The sequence below is a fragment of the Alkalibacterium gilvum genome (assembly GCF_900109085.1).
Classification (GTDB): Bacteria; Bacillota; Bacilli; order Lactobacillales; family Carnobacteriaceae_A; genus Alkalibacterium; species Alkalibacterium gilvum.
On record NZ_FNYW01000025.1, the window covers coordinates 1 to 22,120 of the forward strand.

A 22,120-nucleotide genomic window follows, 5' to 3' on the forward strand; every position below is an offset into this window, starting at 1 on the left:
TTAATTCAAGTGTACCAATTCTTGTCGTATAATCGCGTTCATAATAGCCATTTCGTTGACTTTGACGTGTAGTTGATCGCTCATATTCATCAGCTTGAATGTATTCTGACCGTTGGTCTTCCATGAGCTGATTAAAAATGGTGGTTAAAATATCTTTCGCTAAATCATCTTTTACAGAATCATTAATTATCTTTTGTATCTCATCAGTATTCAATGTAAAATGTACTTGGGTCATATAAAGTCCTCCTAGGTATGTTTTTGTCGATAAAAACATTGTACCGTAAAAGGAGCTTTATATGGCCTTTTATCTTTTACACAATTATATGGACTTTATCGAATACTCTCATTTAAATGATAAGATTTATACTATTACAAGTTACTCAAGTTATCGAAAAACTTCAATAGACTATTAAGGCCTAATCCCAAGGTTACAAGCGTTGCAAAGCCACCGAGTATGTTCTGCAAAAGGGTGTTTTTATATTCTCCTAGAAGTTTCTTGTTATTAGCAGCAATCATTATCAAAATAGCTACTATTGGAAGGAATAAACCACTGAAAGCAGAGGCAAATACAATGATTTGCGTCGGGCTGGTTCCGAAAGCAGCAAAAGCTGTACCGAAAATGACAGAGGCTCCACCAGCTATACGTGCTTTCATATCGTTAGGATCCCATTTGAATAGTCGGGCTAAAACAACTTTTAGCACCAAAGGAGTAGCAATAGCAGAAGATAAGCCCGCTGCTGCAATCCCTATGTTACCGATCATTTTTGCATACACTCCTAATGTGGGCTCCAACATAGCAGAGAATATGATTGGACTCGTAACAGTTACACCTGTTCCAAACAAGACGGCTCCACTAGTAATAACTATTGAAAGAGTTATAAGTGTTCCTAAACCAACGTTAAAACCGATATCAAATTTTGCGTCACTTAAATGCTCAGGACCTGACCATTTTCGCGCATTCGTTACCGCTTGCATCAATAAGTTAATTCCAATCAGTGTGGTCCCTATCATTGCTATAATAGTAACAGATGATCCTTCAGGGATGCTGCTTGGTATAAAACCAGACGCTACATCAGAATAGTTAGGCTTCACCAAAATCATTGTTAGTATAAATACGATACCCATAAGACCTACAAAAAATGTCATCAATTTTTCCAGTGTTTTGGCTGTTCCCACCGCAACTGCATAAAAGGCTGCCCCACCAAGAATCAAGGCTGCAAGCCATTGTGATGAGTTTAGTGCGTCTGCTAGCCCCAACGAACCACCAATAAGGTTTCCTGCTTCAAATCCAAATGCTGTAGCAAATAATGTAATAACTATTAATCCTTTAATAATAAGAGCTGCAATTTTATTATCATTAAAACTTGAAATAGCCGCTTCCGCAATATCGTGGTCAGAAATAATTCCAATACGCCCAGACATTTCCATTAAAATCATCAAAGATAGCCCGGAAAAAAGGATGGCCCACAAATGTTCGTATTGATAATTTATTCCAGCTAAAGTTGTTGTCGTAATCGTACCTGGTCCTACAAAAGCACTTGTAACTATTGCAGCTGGCCCTAAATCTTTAAACTTTTCAGACAAGCTCTTTCGTTTCTTGACATTTTTACTCATGTATTTTTCCCCCTTATGTATAATTTTAATACTTCCCTCTCATTCTCTCCTTTCTTTGAATTTAATAGAATTTTATTATAAATTTCGATCGGATATTATAGAATTTGTAATCTAAGATTAATTTTACTACACACAAAATAATTTGTAAATGGCAGCGCATACAACCCCTAAAAAGGATAAGTTTCATTAAATTATTTGTACACTTCGGATAAAATAGCTATAATATTAGATGAAAGTTGAATAATATAGTTTCGCTTTTATTTTTTGCCCTTTTCATATAATATTAGAAGAGTTGGATAAAGTTAAAAATGAATTAATCTATTCATAGGTTCATAATATAAAGCCCTCTCTAACTATTTAACCGCACTGCGCTACTTGTTAGATTCTTACTCATTTATTGAGTCATCAACTAAAAGGTGTCTTTGTTGTAGTAATAGCTTTTCTGTCATATAAAATAAAACATAAACCTATTAGACTATCTTCTTTTAAGAAGATATGATTTAGTAAAGAACGGAGTATTGATACAATGTTAAAATTAAAAGAAGTCTCAGGACTTCCATCACTAAAAGACTCAAAATTAATTTATGGAAAAGAAAAATTAAATATTAGTGTTAGCGGCGCCATGGTTATGGAAGCCTTAGATATCGAGGATTGGGGAAGTCCCAGACAAATTTTGATGACCAGTAACTTTGCTTTCAAGGATGAAACCTCAGAAACTATCATTCATTTTTTTAAAAAGGCTAAAGAAATTGGTATCTCAGCTTTCATATTTAAAAAAAACAGACTTGTTAGTGAAATTCCTGAATATTTTATTTCTAATTGCAAAATGTTTGGCTTTCCCCTTTTTGAAGTGAAAAAGGATATCACATATGAATCGATCATAAATGATATTTTGAAACTAATAAATAATCGAAACACCTTATTATTACAAAGCTATTACGATAATCATCAGCAATTCATTCAACTCATGATGAATCAATCCGGGACAATAAAAATCCTTGAAACGCTAAGCACACTCATTGGCGTTCCAGTCTCCTTGGTTGAAAAAGCAAACGCTAAAGTTATTGGCACAAAAGAAAGATACAACCTTTTCGAATTCAAAAATGCTGCCGAAAGTATGTATAGAGAATTTAATAATCTTGAGTATGAGCAACACAGTGTGAATTATCCAAATATAAAAACACAAGAAAACAACAAATTACTTTCTTTCACTATCCCAAATCTTGGTTATGAAGAATATCAACTCATTATACATGGCGCAGATTATCGCTTTTCTGATATGGATTTTATGGCCATAACCAATACAATTATCGCTATACAAACAGAATTAGTTAAGAAGTATGCTTTAAGACAAAACAAAAAAGCTAGAATGAATGAAATGGTTTCAGATCTAGTGCATGGCCGTTTAACTATTCAAGAAGATATTGATGAAACAATAAATAATCTTGAATTGAATCCTGATAAAAAATATAGAGTCATTGTTTTCAATTTTAACAGTAAAAAACGTGAGCTTTCCGATGGACTGGTTAATCGCTTAACAGACACACTTGCAAATTTATTTAAAAATAAATTTAATAATCTTCTTTATATTGGCCATAAAAACCAAGTCAGTTTAGTCACTTCAACTGAGACTATGACTATTAATACTGTAAAGAAAAAAATTGAGACTATTCTAAAAAAAATCAGTGAGAATAAATCATACAAGGATATCTATCATTATATTTCAATAAGTAATGAAGTATCTCTTTACAAATTATCTGAAGGTCATCGACAAGCGATGGACTCACAAAAAATCTTGAGAATGGGCAATGAAGAATCCGCCATTGTTTCCTACGAAAATTTAGGTCTCTATCGTTTATTCCTTGAGACAGATAACTTAAACTCTTTAGACCGCTTTGTTCCTGAAAACCTTAAGGCCCTACAAAAAGACAATCCAGATTTACTTAATACCTTATATGTTTTCATAAATGTAAACCAAAACTACTCAGAAGCATCAGAAATATTATTTATCCACCCAAAAACCGTTCGCTATCGTATCAACCGTTTAAAAGAAAGATATGATATCGACTTGAAAAACCCTGAGGAAATATTGCAGTACAGTATTGCACTAAGAATATTAAAATTTATACCACTAGAAAATCAAAATAACCCTAAATACAGAAGCTGATAAAGAAGCTACTTTTGGACGCATTTTTAGAAAAACTAAGAGGTTGGGATTTATTATGCCCCAACCTCTTTTTTTAATTTTAGTAAACCTATTTACTATCCTGCTACAACTGTTGTCCCATCATTATTTTCCAATGCGTTAGCAATGTTTTCCAATGACGTAATAACTGTCTTACCATTCTTAGAATTTTTAACGAATTCAATCGCTGCTTCTACTTTCGGAAGCATGCTACCAGGAGCAAATTGATCTTCTTTAATGTACTGTTCTAATTCAGAAACAGTCACTTCTTCTAATTTTTTCTGATCTGGTTTGTTAAAGTTTACATATACATTATCTACACCTGTAAGGATGATAAATGTATCTGCCTGAACAAGTTCAGCTAGTTTAGCAGAAGCGAAATCTTTATCGATAACGGCTTCGACACCTTCAACGCCATCTTCTTTGTTGATAACGGGAATACCGCCACCACCAGCTGCAACAGTAATAAAGCCAGCTTTAACCATGCTTTCGATTACAGCTGATTCTTTAATGTTGATTGGTCTTGGAGATGGTACCACTTTTCTCCATCCACGACCAGCATCTTCAACATAAACATCTTTACCTGAAGCATTTTTAGCTTCTTCTTCTGTTAAAAATGGTCCAATAGGTTTAGTTGGGTTACGAAATGCTGGATCATTTTCATCAACAATAACTTGTGTTAAAACAGTCGCTACTTCTTTGTCGATATTTTTTCTTTGAAGCGTTTTTTGAAGTGCATTCTGCAACCAGTACCCGATACTTCCTTGTGTCATTGAAACCAAAGTATCAAGAGGCATAGCAGGGTTCTCAGCAGAATCAGCAGCAAGTTGTTGAAGTAACAAGTTACCTACTTGAGGTCCATTACCATGCGAGATAATTACCTCATGTCCTGCTTCAACTAAAACACTTAATTTTTCCGCAGTATCTTGTAAAGCTTTTTGTTGTGCTTGTGCACTTGGATCGTCTGTCAAAATGGCGTTTCCACCTAATGCGACTATAAAACGTTGTTTATCCAATTTTTTATTCCTCCATTTCATTTATAAGTGATTGTAATCCTAAATACATCCCCAATAAGGTATCGTATCCAGATGTATGACCATATTTACCAATCAATTTAATAAGCTGATTGGTATTTAAGGTCTCATTTGTTTCAAAAGCAGATAAGAACGTTAGAAAGAGACTACTAACATATCCAGAAAAAAGAGCATTATAATATGCTTCACTAATATCCGTTGTTTTTTGCACTTTCAGTTTCTCTTTAACATATTCTTGAAAGTTGTCTTTCTCAAGAAAACTTTTTCTGATCATTATAAATCCTGATAGAATATCATCCCCACTTGGGGTTAAACCTTTACCTCTTCCAATCAGGAAAGTAACGGCTTTATTTTTTTCTTCTTCCGAAGATGTAGCGATATTATTCAAGATATCAAAAACAGCTTTCGCTTTTCCATCACATGCTATACCTATTTCTTCTTCAAACGAAACAGCCTTTAAAGATTGAAAGACAGATGTCCCCGCTATAGATTGATCAGCAATATTGATTTTAGTTAATGATAAATCCATTTCGGTGAAATCACTTAGATCTACACTTTCGACACCTTGTTTTGTATAGAACGTAATTTTATCATTTTCGACTTTCACTATATCTTTTGGCCGACATAATTCTAAAAGGGTCCCCATCTTTTTTTTGCCTAATATACATCCGTGGGCAGATAAAGACATCCCTTCTTGAGAAAAATTAATTAATTGATTATTGACCATAATGTTTAAACTTGTAGCAAAAACACTATGAACTTTCCCAATTTGTCGTTTATCAGGAAGAGAAAGAGACAAAAAAGAACTTTTTGTCTCTTTCACAATCATGTTAAATCGTTTAGCCATGATTATTCATCTTCTACTGAAATACCTACTGATTTAGCATACGCAACCAATGCTTTCTCGAAACATCCTAGAGGTGCACGGACAGTTCCTGCACCAACTTGACCTTTACCTGCTTCTTTATGCGCAATACCTGTATTGATTATTGGTGTGACTCCTGTTTCCACAACTTTACGAATATCAATACCTAAGGCTGCACCTTTGAAGTCCCAAGTCGGAATAGACCAGTTAGGGTTGTTTCCTGCAGTAATACGGTCCATTTCATTACTTACATCCAATGCATCCTGGAAGCCACCTGCGCCTACAAAACGTGTTACAGCTGGTGCAGCTACCATAGCCATACCACCAACACCCACAGTTTCTGTAATTGCACTGTCTCCTACGTCAGGGTTACCATCTTCTTCAGAGTAGCCTGTGAAGTATAGTCCCTTAGGATTGTTAACAGGTGCTGTGAACCACTCGTCACCAAGTGCACTCACACGGATACCAAAGTCTTTACCGTTTCTAGATAATGTTGTAACGATTGTTCCTTCTTTAACTTGACGTGCACCATCAACGATTGCTTTACCTGCTGCCATCATAACGTTCAAGAAGAACTGATCAGTATCAGCAAGGAATTGAACGGTATCTTGCTTATCTTTTTCGTCAACGTCTTTGAGTGCAACAATAATAGGCGCAACTTCTTTCAAGAATATCAGGCTGGCCGCATGGTTACGCTGGTGAAACTCATCTCCCATTGTAATAGCACGAGCAATAACAACATTCAGATCAATTCCATTTTCAGTTTCTTTAATAGCTTTGCTTAAAATTGGGCCTAAGACATCTTTCATCCAGTGCAGACGGTTAACAACTTCTTCGTTATATGCTCCGAATCGTAAGACTGCACCGATGCCTTCGTTCATTTGACAATAAGCTGTGTTATCATTTGTACGGTTTTTAACAACGAATACTGGCATATTTGCTGAAGTAATTCCACCCATTGGTCCTACTGCATCAACGTGGTGACAAGGGATAAATTTAACTTCCCCACTACCAAGTAGTTCCATCGCTTCATCTTCAGTTTCTGCCCAGCCTTCAAATAAAGCTGCCCCGATACAAGATCCTTTCATTGGGCTTGTCATATCGTCCCAAGTCATTGGAGGTCCAGCATGTAAAAGAGCTTTCTCTTTCAGCTCAGGGATAACCGTATAAGCAGGTACAACATCTTTTAAGATTGGTGCACTCTTCTTGAAGCGGTCGATTACGCGTTCGTTTTGCTCTTCAATCTCATCCATTTTATCTAATTCATTTAGAATACGGATAAGTTTTTGGTTTCCGCCAGCTCTTGGACGCCAGTCGTATTGAACAGCTTCTCCACCATGTTTCTTAATGACTGAACTGAAGCTTTCAACACCCATGTTAATCACACGAGGTTTTGTTGTTAGCAAGTCAATAACTTTCTCACTTGGCTCAGGTAATGCTGCTTTTTCACCTTTATAGTCCACAGTTGGTTTAGGTGCAGGCGCAAGATCTTTGCCCATAATGTGTAATGCTAAGCGAACAGCTTTCGCGTTACTATCTTCTACAAGCACACCTAGATCTTCTAATACTTGACGTGTGTGGTCGTATTCTTGAGGATCGTTTTGAGTTCCTACAACAGTCGCAATAAATTGTAAGCCTTCATGGTTATTCATTGCTTCTTCAATAGCAGGTTTTAAAGCCTCAGCCATGTCAGGATGTGAACCATAACCTAAAACGACATCGAGTAGAATAACACCCGTATTGTCATCGGCTGCATATTCTTTAATCTTATTTATTCTAACTTCAGGATCAATCATTGGGTGAGGTTTTCCTTGTGTATACATGTCATCACCAAGGTCCATCACTTCGAATCCATTAGTCTTAAGTTTGTATCCTTCTTCTTTAGAAAGTTTTCCCAGTTCAAGCGCTTCAGCAATTAATGTAGCTGCTTCAGAGGCTAATGTTCCGCCTGAATACAATCCTTTAACTGTTTTTCCTTCAGGGATTTTAATGTCTGTATCAGCATTTGTTAATTCTGTTTGGTATGTTTCTTTAACTTTTTCTCCATTTGCTAAATCAACAGCCATACGTGCTGTTTCTTCTAGAGTATAAGCGAAGTGAACATCGCCTTCGTTTTGTTCCGGTTTTTCACCAAGGAAAATCGCAACAACTGGTTTTGAAAGGCTATGAAGCATAGCAACTACTTTATCACGAACTGCTTTTGCAGGTGGCTTAGAAATAGCAACAATCACGTCAACATCAGCTTGTTGATCCATTGCTGATAAAGCATCAAGCATTGTTATTGCGCCAACTTCTTCAGATAAGTCACGTCCACCAACACCAACAGCATTAACAACACCGCCGCCAAGACGATCAATAATTGTTGTTGCTTCTTGAATTCCTGTACCTGACGCACCAACCATCCCAATATTTCCTGGTTTAATAACGTTCGTAAATGCCAATGGCACACTTGAAATCATACCTGTACCTGAATCCGGTCCCATTACTAATAAACCTTTTTCATGTGCTTTTTTCTTCAAGCGTACTTCGTCTTCAATAGATACGTTATCACTGAATACGAAAGCATGTTTATCAGCATCTAATGCGCGCTCAATTTCATCTGCAGCATAAATACCGGGAATCGAAATCAATGCAACGTTAGAATCTGGTAAAGCATCAACCGCTTCACTCCATGTAGCAACATTTTCAAGTGAATCTGAGTCTTTCTTCACAGATAAATCACTTAAATAATTTTCTACTTCTTCCATTACTTTATCTAATACCGCTTCATCGTCTGAATCTATAGCAACAACCATATCGTTAGGTTCCGCATTTGCTACAACATCATTATATAAATCTGCATCTTTGAATAAATCTTTGTTAGCATCAGTACCCATCATTACTTGTGCACTGTTAACCCCATCAACAGTATTGACTGAGTTTGTCAATAGCATAAGGTTGATAGAATCTTGATAACTATTTTCTTTTATTCGTGTGTATATCACTATTATTTCCTCCCTTTGACTTTCTTTGTTAACTATAACAATAACTGACAGCGTATTCACTTGAGCACGCGGATAAACTTTGCCTGACATTTTATCTTTTTTAGATAAGAATAAATCTCTCTTGAATTTATTTATTAATCCTTCTAAATAGTATGCTACTATTAGAATTATACTACTCTAAAAAAGGATGTTATCAAATTGAAAACTGAAGAATATACGTACTCACATCTAAGAGATCTTCCAATAAAAGCATCTTTTTATCGTTGTGAATCAGCCCCCTTGAATAAAACAATTCTTTATTTTCACGGTGGTGGTCTTATCTATGGGTCTCGTCACGATATTTCAGAAAATGCGATTCAAAGCTTTTTAGATGCCGGCTATCATTTCCTGTCTTTTGACTACCCGCTAGCACCTGAAAGTGAGCTTAAAGTTATTTTGCATTCTGTTAAATAAGCTGTCCGTTGGTTCGATAAAGAGGCTTCAAAAACTCTCTCTTTAGAAGGCTCTGAATACATCCTCTTTGGACGTTCGGCAGGTGCTTATCTCTGTTTTCTTATTGCAGCAGATCAAACGTTGAAAGCTCCAAAATGCATTATCAATTTCTACGGTTACAATGCACTCGATTACAATGAGTTTCAGATACCAAGTGCTTATTATTCTAATTATCCAATATTAACTGAAAAAGTTGTTAAAAAAATCATCCAGCCTGTTCCTGTTTCAAACGGTTCTTTACAAACGAGGTTTGCTCTCTATTTATATGCAAGGCAATCAGGTAACTGGATGAACCTATTAAATGTTTCTGAAGATGATATCTCTCAGTACGGACTTAATGAAGGCGCTTTAAATAATTTGCCGCCAACATTTATTGCCCACAGCATCTATGATAATGACGTTCCTTTTCACATTGCACAAAAGCTGCTTAAACAAATACCTAACGCATATCTTTATTCAGTCAATCATAATGACCATGTCTTTGATAAAGACAGCCAGTCTCACTTTTCTAAAAATGTATATTCAGAAATTTTTGACTGGCTGCCACATATCAAATGATTTTTAATTAACGGTAAATTGTAGTTGTTCGAGTATTTTTAACGCTTATGCGACCGTCTTTAATCACATACAAACGCTCTGGTATATCGATGATTGCATGTTCTTTAACTTTTGTATCAAGCAATACTAAGTTTGCTTTATTTCCTTCTGCAATACCATAATTTTCTAATCCTAAAGCTTTCGCTGGATTTGTAGTAATCATTGGTAACACAGTTGGTAAGTCTTTTGCTCCGCCTAAATGGCCAACAGGGATGGCTAGCATAGTTGTTTGAATGATGTCGCCATTTCCGTAAGGAGTAAATGCATTTCGGATATTATTCGTGGCAATACAGACGTTCACGCCACCATCTCTTAATTTTCGAATAGGCGTAACAGCTCTTCTAACGTTGTATTCATCGTTACGAGCGCCTAAGTGTAAATCAGTTGCTGGCAAGGCCATAACGCTGATACCTGCTTCTGCCATTTTTTCAATGATTGGGTTAAGTCTTTCATCAGGAACAGCATGTAGGGCAGTTAAGTGACCTACAGATACACGACCTTGGTAACCTTCTTCAATTGTTTTTTTGGAAAGGTACTCAATCGACATATCATTTGCTTCGTCACTGAAGTCTTGGTGGAAATCGATCGGCTTGTCATATTTTTTAGCGATTTCAAACACTAAGTCAATATGCTCTTGTGCATCTTTATCGTTATAAGGGATACCACCGACAACATCTGCGCCCATTTCCATCGCTTCGTACATCATTTCTTTTGTTCCTGGTTTTTGATAAATACCTTCTTGAGGGAAGGCAACGACTTGAATATCAATAAGATTCTTGTATTCTTCTTTTAATTTCATAATCGTATTGAATCCTGTAAATCCTTGAGCTGGATCAAATTCAGCATGCGTACGTATTTGTGTAACGCCTCTTGGAATAATCATTTCCAGTGCATCTTTAGCACGCTCATAAATATCTTCTTCTGTAAATGTTGGTTTCAATGCAGCAGTGACTTCGATAGCTTCTTTCAAAGTACCAGACATGTTAGGCTTTCTGCCTGCAATCAATGCCTTATCTAGATGGATATGTCCTTCAATCATTCCTGGGATAAGAACGCGACCTTCAGCATCGATAACTTTTTCTGCTGAATCAGAAACTTTTTTACTAATTTCTTTGATTATGCCATCTTTAATGCCAACATCAACTGTTTCCTCATTGTCATTCAATCGTGCATTCTGTATAAGAATATCTAAGTTCATTTTTCTCCTCCTAGTTTTTTAAAATAATATTGGTTATGCAAAGATAAATGCAATAACAAGTAGTAAGACAGATGATAATCCAATCCATTTAACGTTCCCTTTAACAATATCTAAAATTGGAACTTGGAAACCAGATGATAGTGCCTGCATTGTAATGTTTACGAAACTCATTTGGCTTCCTAAACCAACACCCATTGTTACTAAACCTATAGCCAATGGTGAGAAATTCAATGCAATAACAACTGGTAATATCAACGTTAGAATAGATCCAACGTAAGCACCGGCTGGAATACCAATCAAAATACCAGCTAAAACAGCAACGGGGACCACAATGACATCTGGAGCTTGCTGTGTCACGTTAGCAATCAGTGTAAACACACCCGTTTGAGCTACGATATTGATGAATGTCAAGAAGATACCAACTTGGAACAAACGTGTCAGGATGTATGAAGAACCATCGATCATCGCTTCGCCTGTTTCGTTGAAGTTGAACTTTGTACAAACAACAATTAATAGTAACGTAATAACTGTGTATACTAATGGGTTAATTAAGTTCATTCCTGTTACATCATTTAGCAATGGACCAAAGATAACGGCAGATAATAAGAAGATAGCAGGTAAGGTCATTACGAATAATTTACCTGATGAAAGATTAGAATATTCTTCTGACTCATCTTTTTTAAAGCCGATATCTCGACGTTTTGTTCCGAAGAATGCTAGCAGTACTGCTGCTACGACAAAGAACAACGTGTACGGACGCATCGTTGCAACGTATTCAGTTACTGGGAAGCCACCTAATTCAGAAACAACACTAGACTCCAATGAAGCTGGAGATGTTGTAAATGATACTGCCGCTGCTAATGACATCCCTGCAATTAATTCAGGTACAACACCAACTGCTGCGAAAGCTAATGGAGCGATAACGATAGCACTTCCGCCGCCAATTCCTGACATGTAAGTAGCTGCTGCTAAAAGAATGACCAAGAATCCTGAAACGAATTCGACTTTTCCTTTCGTTCCTCTTTTGGCTAATTCCAAGGATGCAGAATAGCCTCCTGATTTGAACACTGCCATCGCTACCGCTGAGTTAATGATAGGAACAGTAATCGTCAGCATAGTAGGTATAGCACTAAGCAACTCTTGGTTGACTTCCGGTATAGTAATACCTACTAGAAGCATGGCTATTACACCACCTGCCAGTCCTGCAAAGATCATATCAACTTTCAGGAATAAGAGCACAAGTATAAGAATCAATGGGACAAGAGCTAATAATGCATTAAATCCAGATGGTGCTTCAATGGTATCGATCCCTTGCGCAAAAACATTAATATCTGAAGCGATAAATGTTATGAAAAATGCTATAGGCCATACCAACTGTTTAATTTTTTTCAACATAAATAATTCCCCTCACTTTTAATAAGAATTTTAAAGCACTTACATTATTTCAATATATAAATCTACCAACATGCAGCAATCCAACCTTCTTACCCTCAACCTCTTTCACTTTTGTAGTTAAATAAAATGTGTAGACCCAAAATATAAATCAAGCGCTTGCGATGAAATTGCTTTTCCACCACTCATTTATTCTACCATACGCTAAAACCCTTACAAAAACTTTAGCTTTTTTGATATAGAAATTGAGCGCTTTATATTTTTAATTCTTATATATTAAGAATCATTAATAAGTATAACGAATTTACTTATTAATTATCATGGATATATAAGAAAATATAGACCGTAATTTTATCCACTCTGGACAATCCTTCTATTTGTTTATACAAAAGTTCTTGAAAATACGCTTTTTACAATCTATGAACTATGACCCCAAACAATTTAACTGATGAAGCTAGATCATACGCACATCAATGCGCTGCTATATAAACTAAATAGTACGCTTTAATGAATTTTATTTTCCCGAAAAATACTAATTTCACCCTGTTTATTCTATCGTATTTTTTGACAATTTAAGCGCTAACACTTTGTGAAAGCGTTAAACTTTTTGTTAATCCTCTCTTTTAAAACATTATCAAAATAGGCATGTTCACTTTTGAAAATTGATTTTTTTCACAAACAAACTCTAATCAAGATTTTACGATGTAAATATCTAGAAAACACGTTATTTCTTTTCCACTTTTTGTCAATTATTTGGTTATGAAATTATCCGATTAGGGTAAAGAATTATTAAAAAGATACATGTAGAATGAAAACACAAGTTTTTTTGAAAGGAGGATATTCTGTAACGAAATAAGAGAAACTACTCACATACATATAACTTTTTATGAATTATGCTTTATATTTTTTGATATTAAGTTTTCAAGTCATAGTCGAAATTTTATTTAAATAAAATATGTATTTAAAGTAGATCCCCTCTTATGATTAAGTTAAATATGTAAGATAATTTGAAAGGTGGAATTTTTTTGAATAAAAAAGAAGCAGTATCAGTATCTAATAAATATTGGATTCGTGTTGTCGCTCTAAGTTTTGTAGGTTGGATACTAATGTATGCAACACGTACAATTTTTAACCCGCTTATGCCAGTTATTGGTGAGGAATTTGGATTAAGTAACGCAGACTTAGGTTTGGCAAACAGTATCTTCTTCCTGACTTATGCCATTGCTCAGATTCCTTTGGGTGCATTAGGTGATAAAATTGGTCGTCGTTTTGTTATTATGATCGGATTTTTACTCTTCGGTGCAATGACTTATGCAACAGGTTTAGCAACGACCTTTGTAATGTTCTTATTCATCCGTGCCGTTGCAGGTATCGGCCGAGGTTCTTATTATGGACCTCAATATGCGCTATCAACTGAAGCTATCCCAACACGTCGATTAACTCTTGGTACAGCTATTATTAATAGTGGTATGGCATTTGGTACTTCAGGTGGTTTCTTACTCTCAAGTTACTTGGTTTTAGAAAACGGTGAACACTGGAGCCGTCCATTCTTCATCATGGGTGTTCCAACTATGATTATTGGTCTATTATTTTTCTTTGTATTAAAAGAAAAAGTTGTTCGACCAGAAGATCAAGGTAACTTACAAGATCAAGCTAAGCAGTCTAAACCAGAAGAAAATGATGATTCAAGCAACATTTCTCTTAAAGCTATTTTTGGTAACAAGAGCTTACTTGCAGCATTCATTCTTTGTTTTGTTAGTATCTATGCGAACTTCGTTGTTCTTACATGGTTACCAACTTTCTTAATTGAAGAACGTGGATTTGTCGGTTCAAGTGTTGGTTTCATTTCTTCACTCGTTCCTTGGGCTTCAATCCCTGGGGCTTTATTCTTTGCAAGCCGTGCAGACAAATTGGGTAGCACTAAAAAATTAGTTTATATCCTAATGCCACTTGCTTTAATCTCTGTATTCTCAATTGCTTTCGTTACAAACCGTACACTATTAATTGGAATGCTTGTATTATATGGATTCACTGGTAAATTAGCTATGGACCCAATCTTAGTTGCTTATGTAAGTAAACATGCACCGCGTAAATCACTCGGTACAGCTTTAAGTGCATATAACTTTGTTGGGATGTCAGGTGCAATCTCTGCTCCTTACGTTACTGGTTATTTAGCAGATAAGTTAGGTTCAATGCAAATTGGATTCTACGTTGCAGCAGTCATGATGATTGTTGGATTAATAGCCTTTGCACTTATGGCAAAAGAAACATCTAAAACAGAAACGCTATAAAAACGATTCTGAATTAAACAAACTATTGTTAAGCGAGTTGAGGAGTCTTGAAATCTCATCAACTCGCTTTTTATTTAGGCGCTTTATATCGATAAGTGCAAAAAAAGGAACGAGGTTATATAACCTCGTTCCTTTTTTCATAGTCCGTTATTCATTTATAATGCTCTAAAGAGCGTCACCGGATAGCGCGTCAATCGTTTGGTCGTCGCCGCCACCTTCAATATCAATATCATAAATCGTTTGATTATTTTCTACTTCCAGTTCCCACTCTTCCACGTAACCGGATCCGCTTGCTTCAAGTGCTGCATCCATGGCCTCTTTTGGCATAATTATTTCTTCTATATTAATTGTATTCTCTTTGTCAGTATCTTCTTCTTTTTCTTGCTCAAAGGTTTCACTAGTGTCTGCATCTATATTTAATTCATAGTTGAACTCTCCGTCCCAACCATCGATTGAATACATATATCGGCCAGAATCTTCGTCAAATTGAATGGATTCAATATTAATGTTTTCTGATTCAAATGTTTCATAAAAAACATCGACTGCATCGTTTAGGGAAACAGAAAAATCAAGCGCTTCTATCCCTTTCACATCCACCTGATTCATATCGTCATTCGTTGTATCTTCTGTTGTTTCATTATTCTCTGTGACTTCAGTATCATCTGTCATGTCTGTCGTTTCAGTAGTTTCTTCCCCACCACATGCTGAAAGTACAAGACCTGCTGATAAAGAAAGCACACCATATTTTGCTATTTTAAATTTAGCCATCCGAATTTCCTCCTAAAATGAATGTTTCATCTTTTCACACTTCCATCTTACCAAGAATGTTTGGGATGTTCATTTAAAACGATTATGTTCCTAAGAGATACATGCCGAGATAAACGTTTATTATTTCTTTATTACCAACTGAATTGCTTTTTGTATTTTTTCATTCTGTTCTTCTTGATTCATTGAAGGATTCTCAATACACTCTTTCAAGTTTTCTGCGACAATCACACCCATGATACGATCTATACTTGAGCGAACCGCTGATAATTGAGTAACGACATCTGAACACTCTTTTTCTTCCTCTAGCATACGTTGGATCCCTCTAATTTGTCCTTCTGTTCGTTTAAGTCTATTATGAATACTTTTATCGCATTTCACCATCTTACTCTATCTCTCCTCTCCAGGCTGACATGCCTCCCATTATATTTGTGACGTTATATCCATTGTTGCCAAGATAATCGCTGGCCACTGACGAACGACTCCCCGACTGACAAATAATATAATTTTCTTTGTCTTTGTCTATTTTATCTAAATGCTGACCAAAGTCACTCAAAGGCGTGTTGATAGCCTTTGGAATATGACCGGAAATAAACTCTCCTCTTTCTCTTACATCTATAATATTTATTTCTTCTTTTTTCTGTTTTTGCTGAAACTCATCCATACTTATTGATTTATACATGTTCAATCTCCTCGGGTTTTACAGTCTGATACAGTGCAAAAGCACCATCTAAGTTTTTAACTTTATAGCCAAGTTGTTTGAGTAAACGTTCACCAATATAACTCCTTTGGCCACTTCGACAACTGATAACATAGCTTGTGTTTTTATCCAGTTCATCTACACGATCACGCAAATCATTTAAAGGAATGTTAATTGAATCAGGAAAGCGTCCAAATTCTTTTAGCTCTGCTTCGCTTCGCACATCTAATAACACTGATCCCTTTTCAAGCTCATTATTTAATTCATGCCACTGCACTGAATCACTCAAGCCTTCAATAATGTTAAGTGCAGCATAGCCGATCATATTAACTGGGTCTTTTGCTGAACCAAATGGTGGTGCATAGGTAAATTCAAGCTCAGGCAAGTCTTGGACCTTTAGTCCTGCTTTTATAGCCGTTGAAAGAATATCAATACGTTTATCGATACCTTTTTCGCCTACTCCTTGGGCGCCATAAAGCGTTCCATCATTTGGATTAAAGACTAATTTCAATGTAACATCTGTTGCCCCTGGATAATAACCTGCATGATCCTTACCTAGCGCGTGGACAGTTGCAACATTTAAGCCGTTCGATTTAGCCATACGTTCACTTAAACCCGTTGAAGCTGCCGTAAGTCCGAATGCGCGAACAATGGCTGTACCGATACTTCCCTTATTTTCGCGTTTCATTCCCATGATGACATCAGCTACCTGACGCCCTTGACGATTAGCTGGTGAAGCAAGTGATATCAAAGCATCATCACCTGTCACTTGATTCTTAACGATAATGGCATCGCCAACTGCATAGATATCAGAGATATTTGTTTCATACTTTTCATCCACTAAAATACCGCCTCTTAGACCTAATGCGATACCGGCAGATTCAGCCAAACTATTTTCAGGCTTCACACCCACAGACATAACTGTCATATCTGTTCCCAATTCGCTTCCATCTTCTAATATGACACGTTTTCCTTTGTCTTTAAAAGCGACGGCTGATTGAGACGTCAATACTTTAACACCTTTTTCTTCTAGCTCACTCTCGATAGACGCTGCCATTTCTTCATCTAATGTCGGTAGTATTTGTGGAACCTTCTCCACAAGGACAACTTCCATACCTCTATGCTTGAGATTTTCTGCCATTTCGATGCCGATATAACCCGCACCTATAACAACGGCTTTTTTAGGGTTTTTATTATCAATACGCTTCATTATTTTATCTAAATCGGGTACATTTCTTAGTGTGTAGATATTTTCTGCTTCCTTTATTCCCTCAATAGGCGGAACAAACGGTTTGGCTCCAGGTGAAAGAATAAGCTTATCATAGCTTTCAGTCAAAACCTCTCCATTATGTTCAACCGTTACCTTTTTATTTTCTGCATCAATCGAAACCACTTCATGATGCGGTCTTACATCTAAGCGAAAACGATCATACAGTGCTTCAGGCGTCTGGACCAGTAATTGATCTCGGTCTTCGATTTCTCCTGATACGTAATAAGGTAATCCACAGTTTGCAAAAGAGACATAAGGTCCTTTTTCAAAAACAATAATTTCTGCCTGTTCATCTAAACGACGCAAACGGGTAGCGGCTGACATGCCACCAGCTACTCCTCCAACAATAATAACTTTACTCATTTTATAATTTTCCTCCTCTTACTTTTCCATTCCATTGGTTCATTCCACCACGGACATTAATAACTTGATAATCCTTTTTTTGTAGTACTTTGGCTGCACGTTTACTTCTCATCCCGGATTGACAGATAACATAGATTGTTTCATTTGTCTTATTTTTATATTGCCCTATTTTATTTAGTGGATAATTTTTGGCGCCTGAAATATGCCCCTGCCGGTATTCTCCTCCAGTCCGTACATCCAATAAAACGGTCTTGTTATTTAGCTCTTTTTCTAGCTGATTCGTTGAAATACTTGGTATTCGATTGAATAGTTTAAACATAAATAACCTCTTTTCATTAATCTTCGTAAATATACCCCTACCGGTATATTAATTCTTCTAACCTACTTTGTCAAGAATGATTCGTCTATCTTCGCATTATTTTCAACATTCTACGCTATACTAGTATTAAAGAAACTATAGGAGGAGCATTTATGAAGAAGAAAACGAAATGGCGTTTACTTGGTGTGACTGGTTTAACTACAGGTATTCTCGCGTATGCAAGTACATACTTTTATAAAACAGCTGTGGGAATCAGTAAAAAAGAATTCGTTGCTGAATATAGTATGGAAGAAATATATCCAGATGATCCCTGGATGAAGGAAAAACAATGGTACCAAACAGTAAAAAAAGAGGTAGTAACGCAACAGGCAACAGATGGCTTACTTCTTTCAGGCCAGTTTATCCCAGCTAAAGAAAAGTCTAAGAAAGTAGCTATTATTGCTCATGGTTATAGCGGTAGTAACCGTGATATGGCACCCTGGGCAAAATTATTTTATGATCTTGGTTTTAACTTGCTTCTCCCTGATGCTAGGGGGCACGGTGAAAGCGAGGGCGATTATATCGGCTTTGGCTGGCACGAGAGAAAGGATTACACTCTCTGGATTGAACAGATGATTGCACGTTTTGGTGACGAGGCAGAGATTGCTTTATATGGCCTGAGCATGGGCGGCGCTACCGTTATGAATGTGAGCGGTGAAAACTTACCAAAAAATGTTAAAGCTATCGTAGAAGACTGCGGATATAGTTCTGTTTCCAAGGAAATGGCACACCAATTAAAAACGATGTATAAATTACCCCAGTATCCACTCATCCCTCTGACTAGCTTTGTGACGAAACTAAAAGCAGGTTTTTGGTTTGGAGAAGCTAATCCGCAAGTTCAAGTACAAAATAGTCAGACGCCAATGCTGTTTATTCATGGCGAAAAAGATGATTTTGTCCCTACGGATATGGTTTACGATGTCTTTGATGCAGCCAGAGTACCAAAAGAACTTTATGTTGTTCCAGAAGCTGGTCATGCCTATGCGTATGTTACAAATAAATCGGAATATCGTCGACGCGTCACAAATTTCTTAGAGAACTATTTTTCATAACATACTAAAAACACCAGAACGTTTTTGTTCTGGTGTTTTTAGTGCTTATTTTTAATTTATTTGATTCTATTTATATTACTAATCATTAAGGAATGTACCTACTCTTTCAAAGTCAAATAACGATACAAACTATTTTCAATTGGTTTTTCCAATTTTAAATGCAGTGTTACTACATTCTTCTTTTTCCCCTCTTGCGTTGTTTTCTTTATTTCTTCAATTGTGTTTTGAATTGGTAAAACTTCTCCTAAATAGTAGAAGTCACTTCCCTCATCATCTGATTTTTTTACAAATAGATGGTATGTCCATATTGATGGACTTTTCAATTTTTCTATTTCTGGAGACCTTAATGTCCGCGGTGACTTAGTAAACCACTTCATAGTACTAGCATCCAGCAGTTCATCTTCGTAAGCCATCAATGCACCACTAAAATTTTCTCCTTTTTCTAAGGTAACAAAGATGACGAATACTCCATTTTTTGCTGTATACCCGCCAATATTCTGATCAACCATTTGTTCCTTCCAATTCAAAAGCTTTAGAACATCCTTTCTCTTATATTTTTGATAAACGGTCAACTGTTTTTTTGTATTAAATTTTTCAGAATTTAAAAGAGCTGTTTCAAGTATATCTATAAATAATTTGTAGAAATATGTGTCAGCTAATGCCAACTTGAAAGATGCAGTGAGTTCTATTTTATTTTCAGCCTCTAAAATAAACGGAGCATCACCAAATGTCTTTTTTGTCATACCAGTGAAGAAACTTAAGTCTAACGTTCGGATTATAGATGATATTGTTTCATCACTACATAATAATCCTAAACTCCCATACCATTTTTGCAATGCATTAACAGAAATATATTCACGCTCATTTTTTTGATGTATATTTATCAGTTTCTCTAATAATAAAACCTCATGAGGTCTCATTCCAGCAAGAAATTCCCGTGTAGCAATCATCAGATAGTGTTGTTGACTATCATTTAATACTATTTCATTTTCCTTCAAACTTTCTAAAAAGCCATAATAACTCTTCTTTTTTTCAGCTAATAGTATGGGATCAATCACGTTCTGTTCTTTGAAATCCTTTAAATAAGGAACTCTTCCGAGACGGTTATAAAGGAGGGCGTAAGCTTTTTTTAGCTCTTTGATGGCATCCATCTTTGTATTATTAATAGAGTCGAAAATTTGCTTTTTTGCTATCTCTTCAAAATTTATAGATGATACGCCTGAAATAAAATCAGTATCATATGTATCTTTTCTCACCTTGTTTTTATTTCTAGAAACATCCCCTGATAAAGCCATAGGAATTAAGTAATTATTCTTATAATTTCCTATGAAATCAATGACGGTTACATAGTCTTTTGAAGGATCTTTACGTAGACCTCTGCCAAGTTGCTGAATAAAGATAATACTTGACTGAGTATTCCTCAGCATAACGACTTGGTTAATTTTGGGTATATCTATTCCCTCATTAAAAATATCCACCGTAAAGATATAATTGATTTCTCCTTTTTCTAAACGCTCAACTTCGAATTCTCGTTTTTTTAGATTGTCTTCACCAGATAAATAAGCACTTGCTATACCTTTCGCATTGAATTGATCTGCAAGTATTTGAGCTTCTTTTTTTCGGCTACAAAAAATAAGCCCCTTCGCATTATTGCCTGAACAGCCGTAGTAATTAAGTTTGGATAAAAGGTACTCCACACGTTCTTCTTCAACAAGATCAGAAAAATCTGTTTCTTCAGAAATCAGTTCTCCATTTTTTTCAAAATCAGTAACTCCGAAATAATGAAATGGACATAACATATCCTCTTCCAGCGCTTCCTGGAGACGAATTTCATAAGCGATATTATAGTCAAACAGTTCAAATATATTGAAATTATCTGTTCGCTCTGGGGTTGCGGTCATTCCTAGAAGAAATTGGGGAGAAAAATAATCAATAACTTTGTGATAAGATTCAGCTCCGGCTTTATGTACTTCATCAATCAAAATATAATCAAAGGCATTTGTTGAAAACTGACTATGTATGGATTCTTTCGAAAGTGTTTGAATTGTTGCAAAAAGATACTTGGCATCATGGTCTTTGCGTGTTCCAGACAATATCCCATAGTCTGAAGAAGGACCGCCAAGGATCTTTTTATAATCCTCTTGTGCTTTATTTAAAATTTGTTCACGGTGAACGATAAATAAAACACGCTCAGGCGAAAACTGGTTGACATCAAAAGCTGAAAGAAAGGTTTTTCCTGTTCCGGTTGCCGATATCACAAGACCTTTATCCGCACCACGCATTCTAAGTTCACGTAAATTTCTAAGTGCTTGCTTTTGCATCATATTGGGACGAATATAAAGAGGGGCTTCTTCTATTAATGATTCCTTCAAGTCCACTTTTGGATTGTAGTTATTCTGATAATCATCAATCCATTTCTTCGTTAATATTTCAGCTTGCTGCCATTCATCTTCCATATGATTCCCAATATCCTGGATCATCTGTCCATGTTTATAAGAAGTTAGTTTTACATTCCATTCATAATTTATTTTTAACGCTCGCATAGTTAAATTCGAACTACCTATTATAAATGAATGATGTGATTTTTGTGTAAATAAATATCCCTTTGAGTGGAACCCTTCTTTATTTGAAATACGGACCTCTACATTTGGAATATTAAGTAAATCACTGAATACGTCCGGCTTGTTAAACGCTAAATAAACAGATGTTAAAATACGACCTTTGATACCCTTCTCATGTAAATCAGCTAACTGAGTTTTCAATGACGCTAACCCATCCTGAGTAACAAAAGCAACTGAGAAGAAAAAATCTGTACACGTATTCAATTCTTCGTGTAAAACGTTCAGCATAAATTCTTTTTTTGAGGCATCATTAATAATTAAATACGGGTCATAATATGAACCTTGAAGCTGATTATCAATAAATGCTTTCTTTAATGAACGCGTGAGCATATCCGTCAT

General features: G+C 35.9%; 18 protein-coding genes. 5 read left to right on the plus strand and 13 right to left on the minus strand.

Features of this window, described 5'->3' with window-relative positions; genetic code table 11:
* On the minus strand, window positions 1-235 hold a 235-nt coding region (locus BMX83_RS06965; protein WP_177170533.1), incomplete at its 3' end, for a transposase.
* A 134-nt stretch (window positions 236-369) separates the two neighbouring features.
* Window positions 370-1,614: an NRAMP family divalent metal transporter gene (locus BMX83_RS06970; RefSeq protein WP_091635214.1), complete on the minus strand. Its 1,245-nt coding sequence runs from the start codon at window positions 1,612-1,614 to the stop codon at window positions 370-372.
* Between the two features lie 526 nt (window positions 1,615-2,140).
* On the opposite strand from BMX83_RS06970, the gene BMX83_RS06975 reads away from it, so the two are divergent.
* Window positions 2,141-3,781 (plus strand): PucR family transcriptional regulator, encoded by a 1,641-nt coding sequence (locus tag BMX83_RS06975; protein ID WP_091635216.1) that lies wholly within the window; start codon window positions 2,141-2,143, stop codon window positions 3,779-3,781.
* Between the two features lie 95 nt (window positions 3,782-3,876).
* Here the strand turns inward: BMX83_RS06975 and arcC are convergent, their stop codons facing one another.
* The 3 genes from arcC to BMX83_RS06990 are packed head-to-tail and all read right to left on the minus strand — an operon-like array spanning window position 3,877 to window position 8,682.
* On the minus strand, window positions 3,877-4,815 hold the full coding sequence (arcC, locus tag BMX83_RS06980; RefSeq protein WP_091635219.1) for a carbamate kinase: 939 nt from the start codon (window positions 4,813-4,815) through the stop codon (window positions 3,877-3,879).
* A 4-nt stretch (window positions 4,816-4,819) separates the two neighbouring features.
* Window positions 4,820-5,680, minus strand: a complete 861-nt coding sequence (locus tag BMX83_RS06985; protein WP_091635222.1) for an oxamate carbamoyltransferase subunit AllH family protein — start codon at window positions 5,678-5,680, stop codon at window positions 4,820-4,822.
* 2 nt (window positions 5,681-5,682) lie between these two features.
* Window positions 5,683-8,682: a bifunctional FdrA/YlbE family protein gene (locus BMX83_RS06990; RefSeq protein ID WP_091635274.1), complete on the minus strand. Its 3,000-nt coding sequence runs from the start codon at window positions 8,680-8,682 to the stop codon at window positions 5,683-5,685.
* Between the two features lie 198 nt (window positions 8,683-8,880).
* Here BMX83_RS06990 and BMX83_RS06995 point away from each other — a divergent pair, with 198 nt between their 5' ends.
* Together BMX83_RS06995 and BMX83_RS07000 are read left to right on the plus strand one after the other, a co-directional pair.
* Window positions 8,881-9,135, plus strand: a complete 255-nt coding sequence (locus BMX83_RS06995) for an alpha/beta hydrolase family protein (protein ID WP_091635225.1) — start codon at window positions 8,881-8,883, stop codon at window positions 9,133-9,135.
* A gap of 120 nt (window positions 9,136-9,255) precedes the next feature.
* A complete protein-coding gene (locus tag BMX83_RS07000) occupies window positions 9,256-9,732 on the plus strand; it encodes a hypothetical protein (protein ID WP_091635227.1) in 477 nt (158 codons plus the stop codon).
* A gap of 7 nt (window positions 9,733-9,739) precedes the next feature.
* Here BMX83_RS07000 and BMX83_RS07005 read toward each other — a convergent pair whose 3' ends face one another.
* Together BMX83_RS07005 and BMX83_RS07010 are read right to left on the minus strand one after the other, a co-directional pair.
* A complete protein-coding gene (locus BMX83_RS07005; RefSeq protein ID WP_091635230.1) occupies window positions 9,740-10,969 on the minus strand; it encodes an amidohydrolase family protein in 1,230 nt (409 codons plus the stop codon).
* A gap of 33 nt (window positions 10,970-11,002) precedes the next feature.
* Window positions 11,003-12,361 carry a citrate transporter gene (locus tag BMX83_RS07010; RefSeq protein WP_425425842.1) on the minus strand — a complete coding sequence of 453 codons (1,359 nt, stop codon included), beginning with the start codon at window positions 12,359-12,361 and terminating at the stop codon, window positions 11,003-11,005.
* 1,025 nt (window positions 12,362-13,386) lie between these two features.
* Between BMX83_RS07010 and BMX83_RS07015 the strand changes: the two genes are divergently transcribed.
* Window positions 13,387-14,652 carry an MFS transporter gene (locus tag BMX83_RS07015; RefSeq protein ID WP_425425840.1) on the plus strand — a complete coding sequence of 422 codons (1,266 nt, stop codon included), beginning with the start codon at window positions 13,387-13,389 and terminating at the stop codon, window positions 14,650-14,652.
* 165 nt (window positions 14,653-14,817) lie between these two features.
* Here the strand turns inward: BMX83_RS07015 and BMX83_RS07020 are convergent, their stop codons facing one another.
* The 5 genes from BMX83_RS07020 to BMX83_RS07040 form a co-directional block, all read right to left on the minus strand.
* Entirely contained in the window at window positions 14,818-15,420 is a 603-nt protein-coding gene (locus BMX83_RS07020; protein ID WP_091635235.1) for a PepSY domain-containing protein, read from the minus strand.
* A gap of 120 nt (window positions 15,421-15,540) precedes the next feature.
* Window positions 15,541-15,801 (minus strand): metal-sensitive transcriptional regulator, encoded by a 261-nt coding sequence (locus BMX83_RS07025; protein ID WP_091635238.1) that lies wholly within the window; start codon window positions 15,799-15,801, stop codon window positions 15,541-15,543.
* A 1-nt stretch (window position 15,802) separates the two neighbouring features.
* Window positions 15,803-16,099 (minus strand): rhodanese-like domain-containing protein, encoded by a 297-nt coding sequence (locus tag BMX83_RS07030; protein WP_091635240.1) that lies wholly within the window; start codon window positions 16,097-16,099, stop codon window positions 15,803-15,805.
* The gene (locus BMX83_RS07035) at window positions 16,092-17,750 is read right to left on the minus strand and encodes an FAD-dependent oxidoreductase (protein ID WP_091635243.1); all 1,659 of its coding nucleotides are present in this window, start codon (window positions 17,748-17,750) and stop codon (window positions 16,092-16,094) included. Before BMX83_RS07035 ends, BMX83_RS07030 begins: the two co-directional genes overlap by 8 nt.
* A 1-nt stretch (window position 17,751) precedes the next feature.
* Window positions 17,752-18,069 carry a rhodanese-like domain-containing protein gene (locus tag BMX83_RS07040; RefSeq protein ID WP_091635246.1) on the minus strand — a complete coding sequence of 106 codons (318 nt, stop codon included), beginning with the start codon at window positions 18,067-18,069 and terminating at the stop codon, window positions 17,752-17,754.
* Between the two features lie 152 nt (window positions 18,070-18,221).
* Between BMX83_RS07040 and BMX83_RS07045 the strand changes: the two genes are divergently transcribed.
* Window positions 18,222-19,160, plus strand: a complete 939-nt coding sequence (locus tag BMX83_RS07045; RefSeq protein ID WP_091635248.1) for an alpha/beta hydrolase — start codon at window positions 18,222-18,224, stop codon at window positions 19,158-19,160.
* A 98-nt stretch (window positions 19,161-19,258) separates the two neighbouring features.
* Here BMX83_RS07045 and BMX83_RS07050 read toward each other — a convergent pair whose 3' ends face one another.
* Window positions 19,259-22,120 carry a DEAD/DEAH box helicase gene (locus tag BMX83_RS07050; RefSeq protein WP_091635251.1) on the minus strand — a complete coding sequence of 954 codons (2,862 nt, stop codon included), beginning with the start codon at window positions 22,118-22,120 and terminating at the stop codon, window positions 19,259-19,261.

Bases quoted from the DNA above. Each gene is read 5' to 3' on its own strand.
- BMX83_RS07040 (WP_091635246.1), bottom strand. From the start codon at position 18,069: ATGTTTAAACTATTCAATCGAATACCAAGTATTTCAACGAATCAGCTA.
- BMX83_RS07025 (WP_091635238.1), bottom strand. From the start codon at position 15,801: ATGGTGAAATGCGATAAAAGTATTCATAATAGACTTAAACGAACAGAA.
- BMX83_RS07050 (WP_091635251.1), bottom strand. From the start codon at position 22,120: ATGACGGATATGCTCACGCGTTCATTAAAGAAAGCATTTATTGATAAT.
- BMX83_RS07035 (WP_091635243.1), bottom strand. From the start codon at position 17,750: ATGAGTAAAGTTATTATTGTTGGAGGAGTAGCTGGTGGCATGTCAGCC.
- BMX83_RS06975 (WP_091635216.1), top strand. From the start codon at position 2,141: ATGTTAAAATTAAAAGAAGTCTCAGGACTTCCATCACTAAAAGACTCA.
- BMX83_RS06970 (WP_091635214.1), bottom strand. From the start codon at position 1,614: ATGAGTAAAAATGTCAAGAAACGAAAGAGCTTGTCTGAAAAGTTTAAA.
- BMX83_RS07005 (WP_091635230.1), bottom strand. From the start codon at position 10,969: ATGAACTTAGATATTCTTATACAGAATGCACGATTGAATGACAATGAG.
- BMX83_RS07045 (WP_091635248.1), top strand. From the start codon at position 18,222: ATGAAGAAGAAAACGAAATGGCGTTTACTTGGTGTGACTGGTTTAACT.
- BMX83_RS06985 (WP_091635222.1), bottom strand. From the start codon at position 5,680: ATGGCTAAACGATTTAACATGATTGTGAAAGAGACAAAAAGTTCTTTT.
- BMX83_RS07020 (WP_091635235.1), bottom strand. From the start codon at position 15,420: ATGGCTAAATTTAAAATAGCAAAATATGGTGTGCTTTCTTTATCAGCA.
- BMX83_RS07030 (WP_091635240.1), bottom strand. From the start codon at position 16,099: ATGTATAAATCAATAAGTATGGATGAGTTTCAGCAAAAACAGAAAAAA.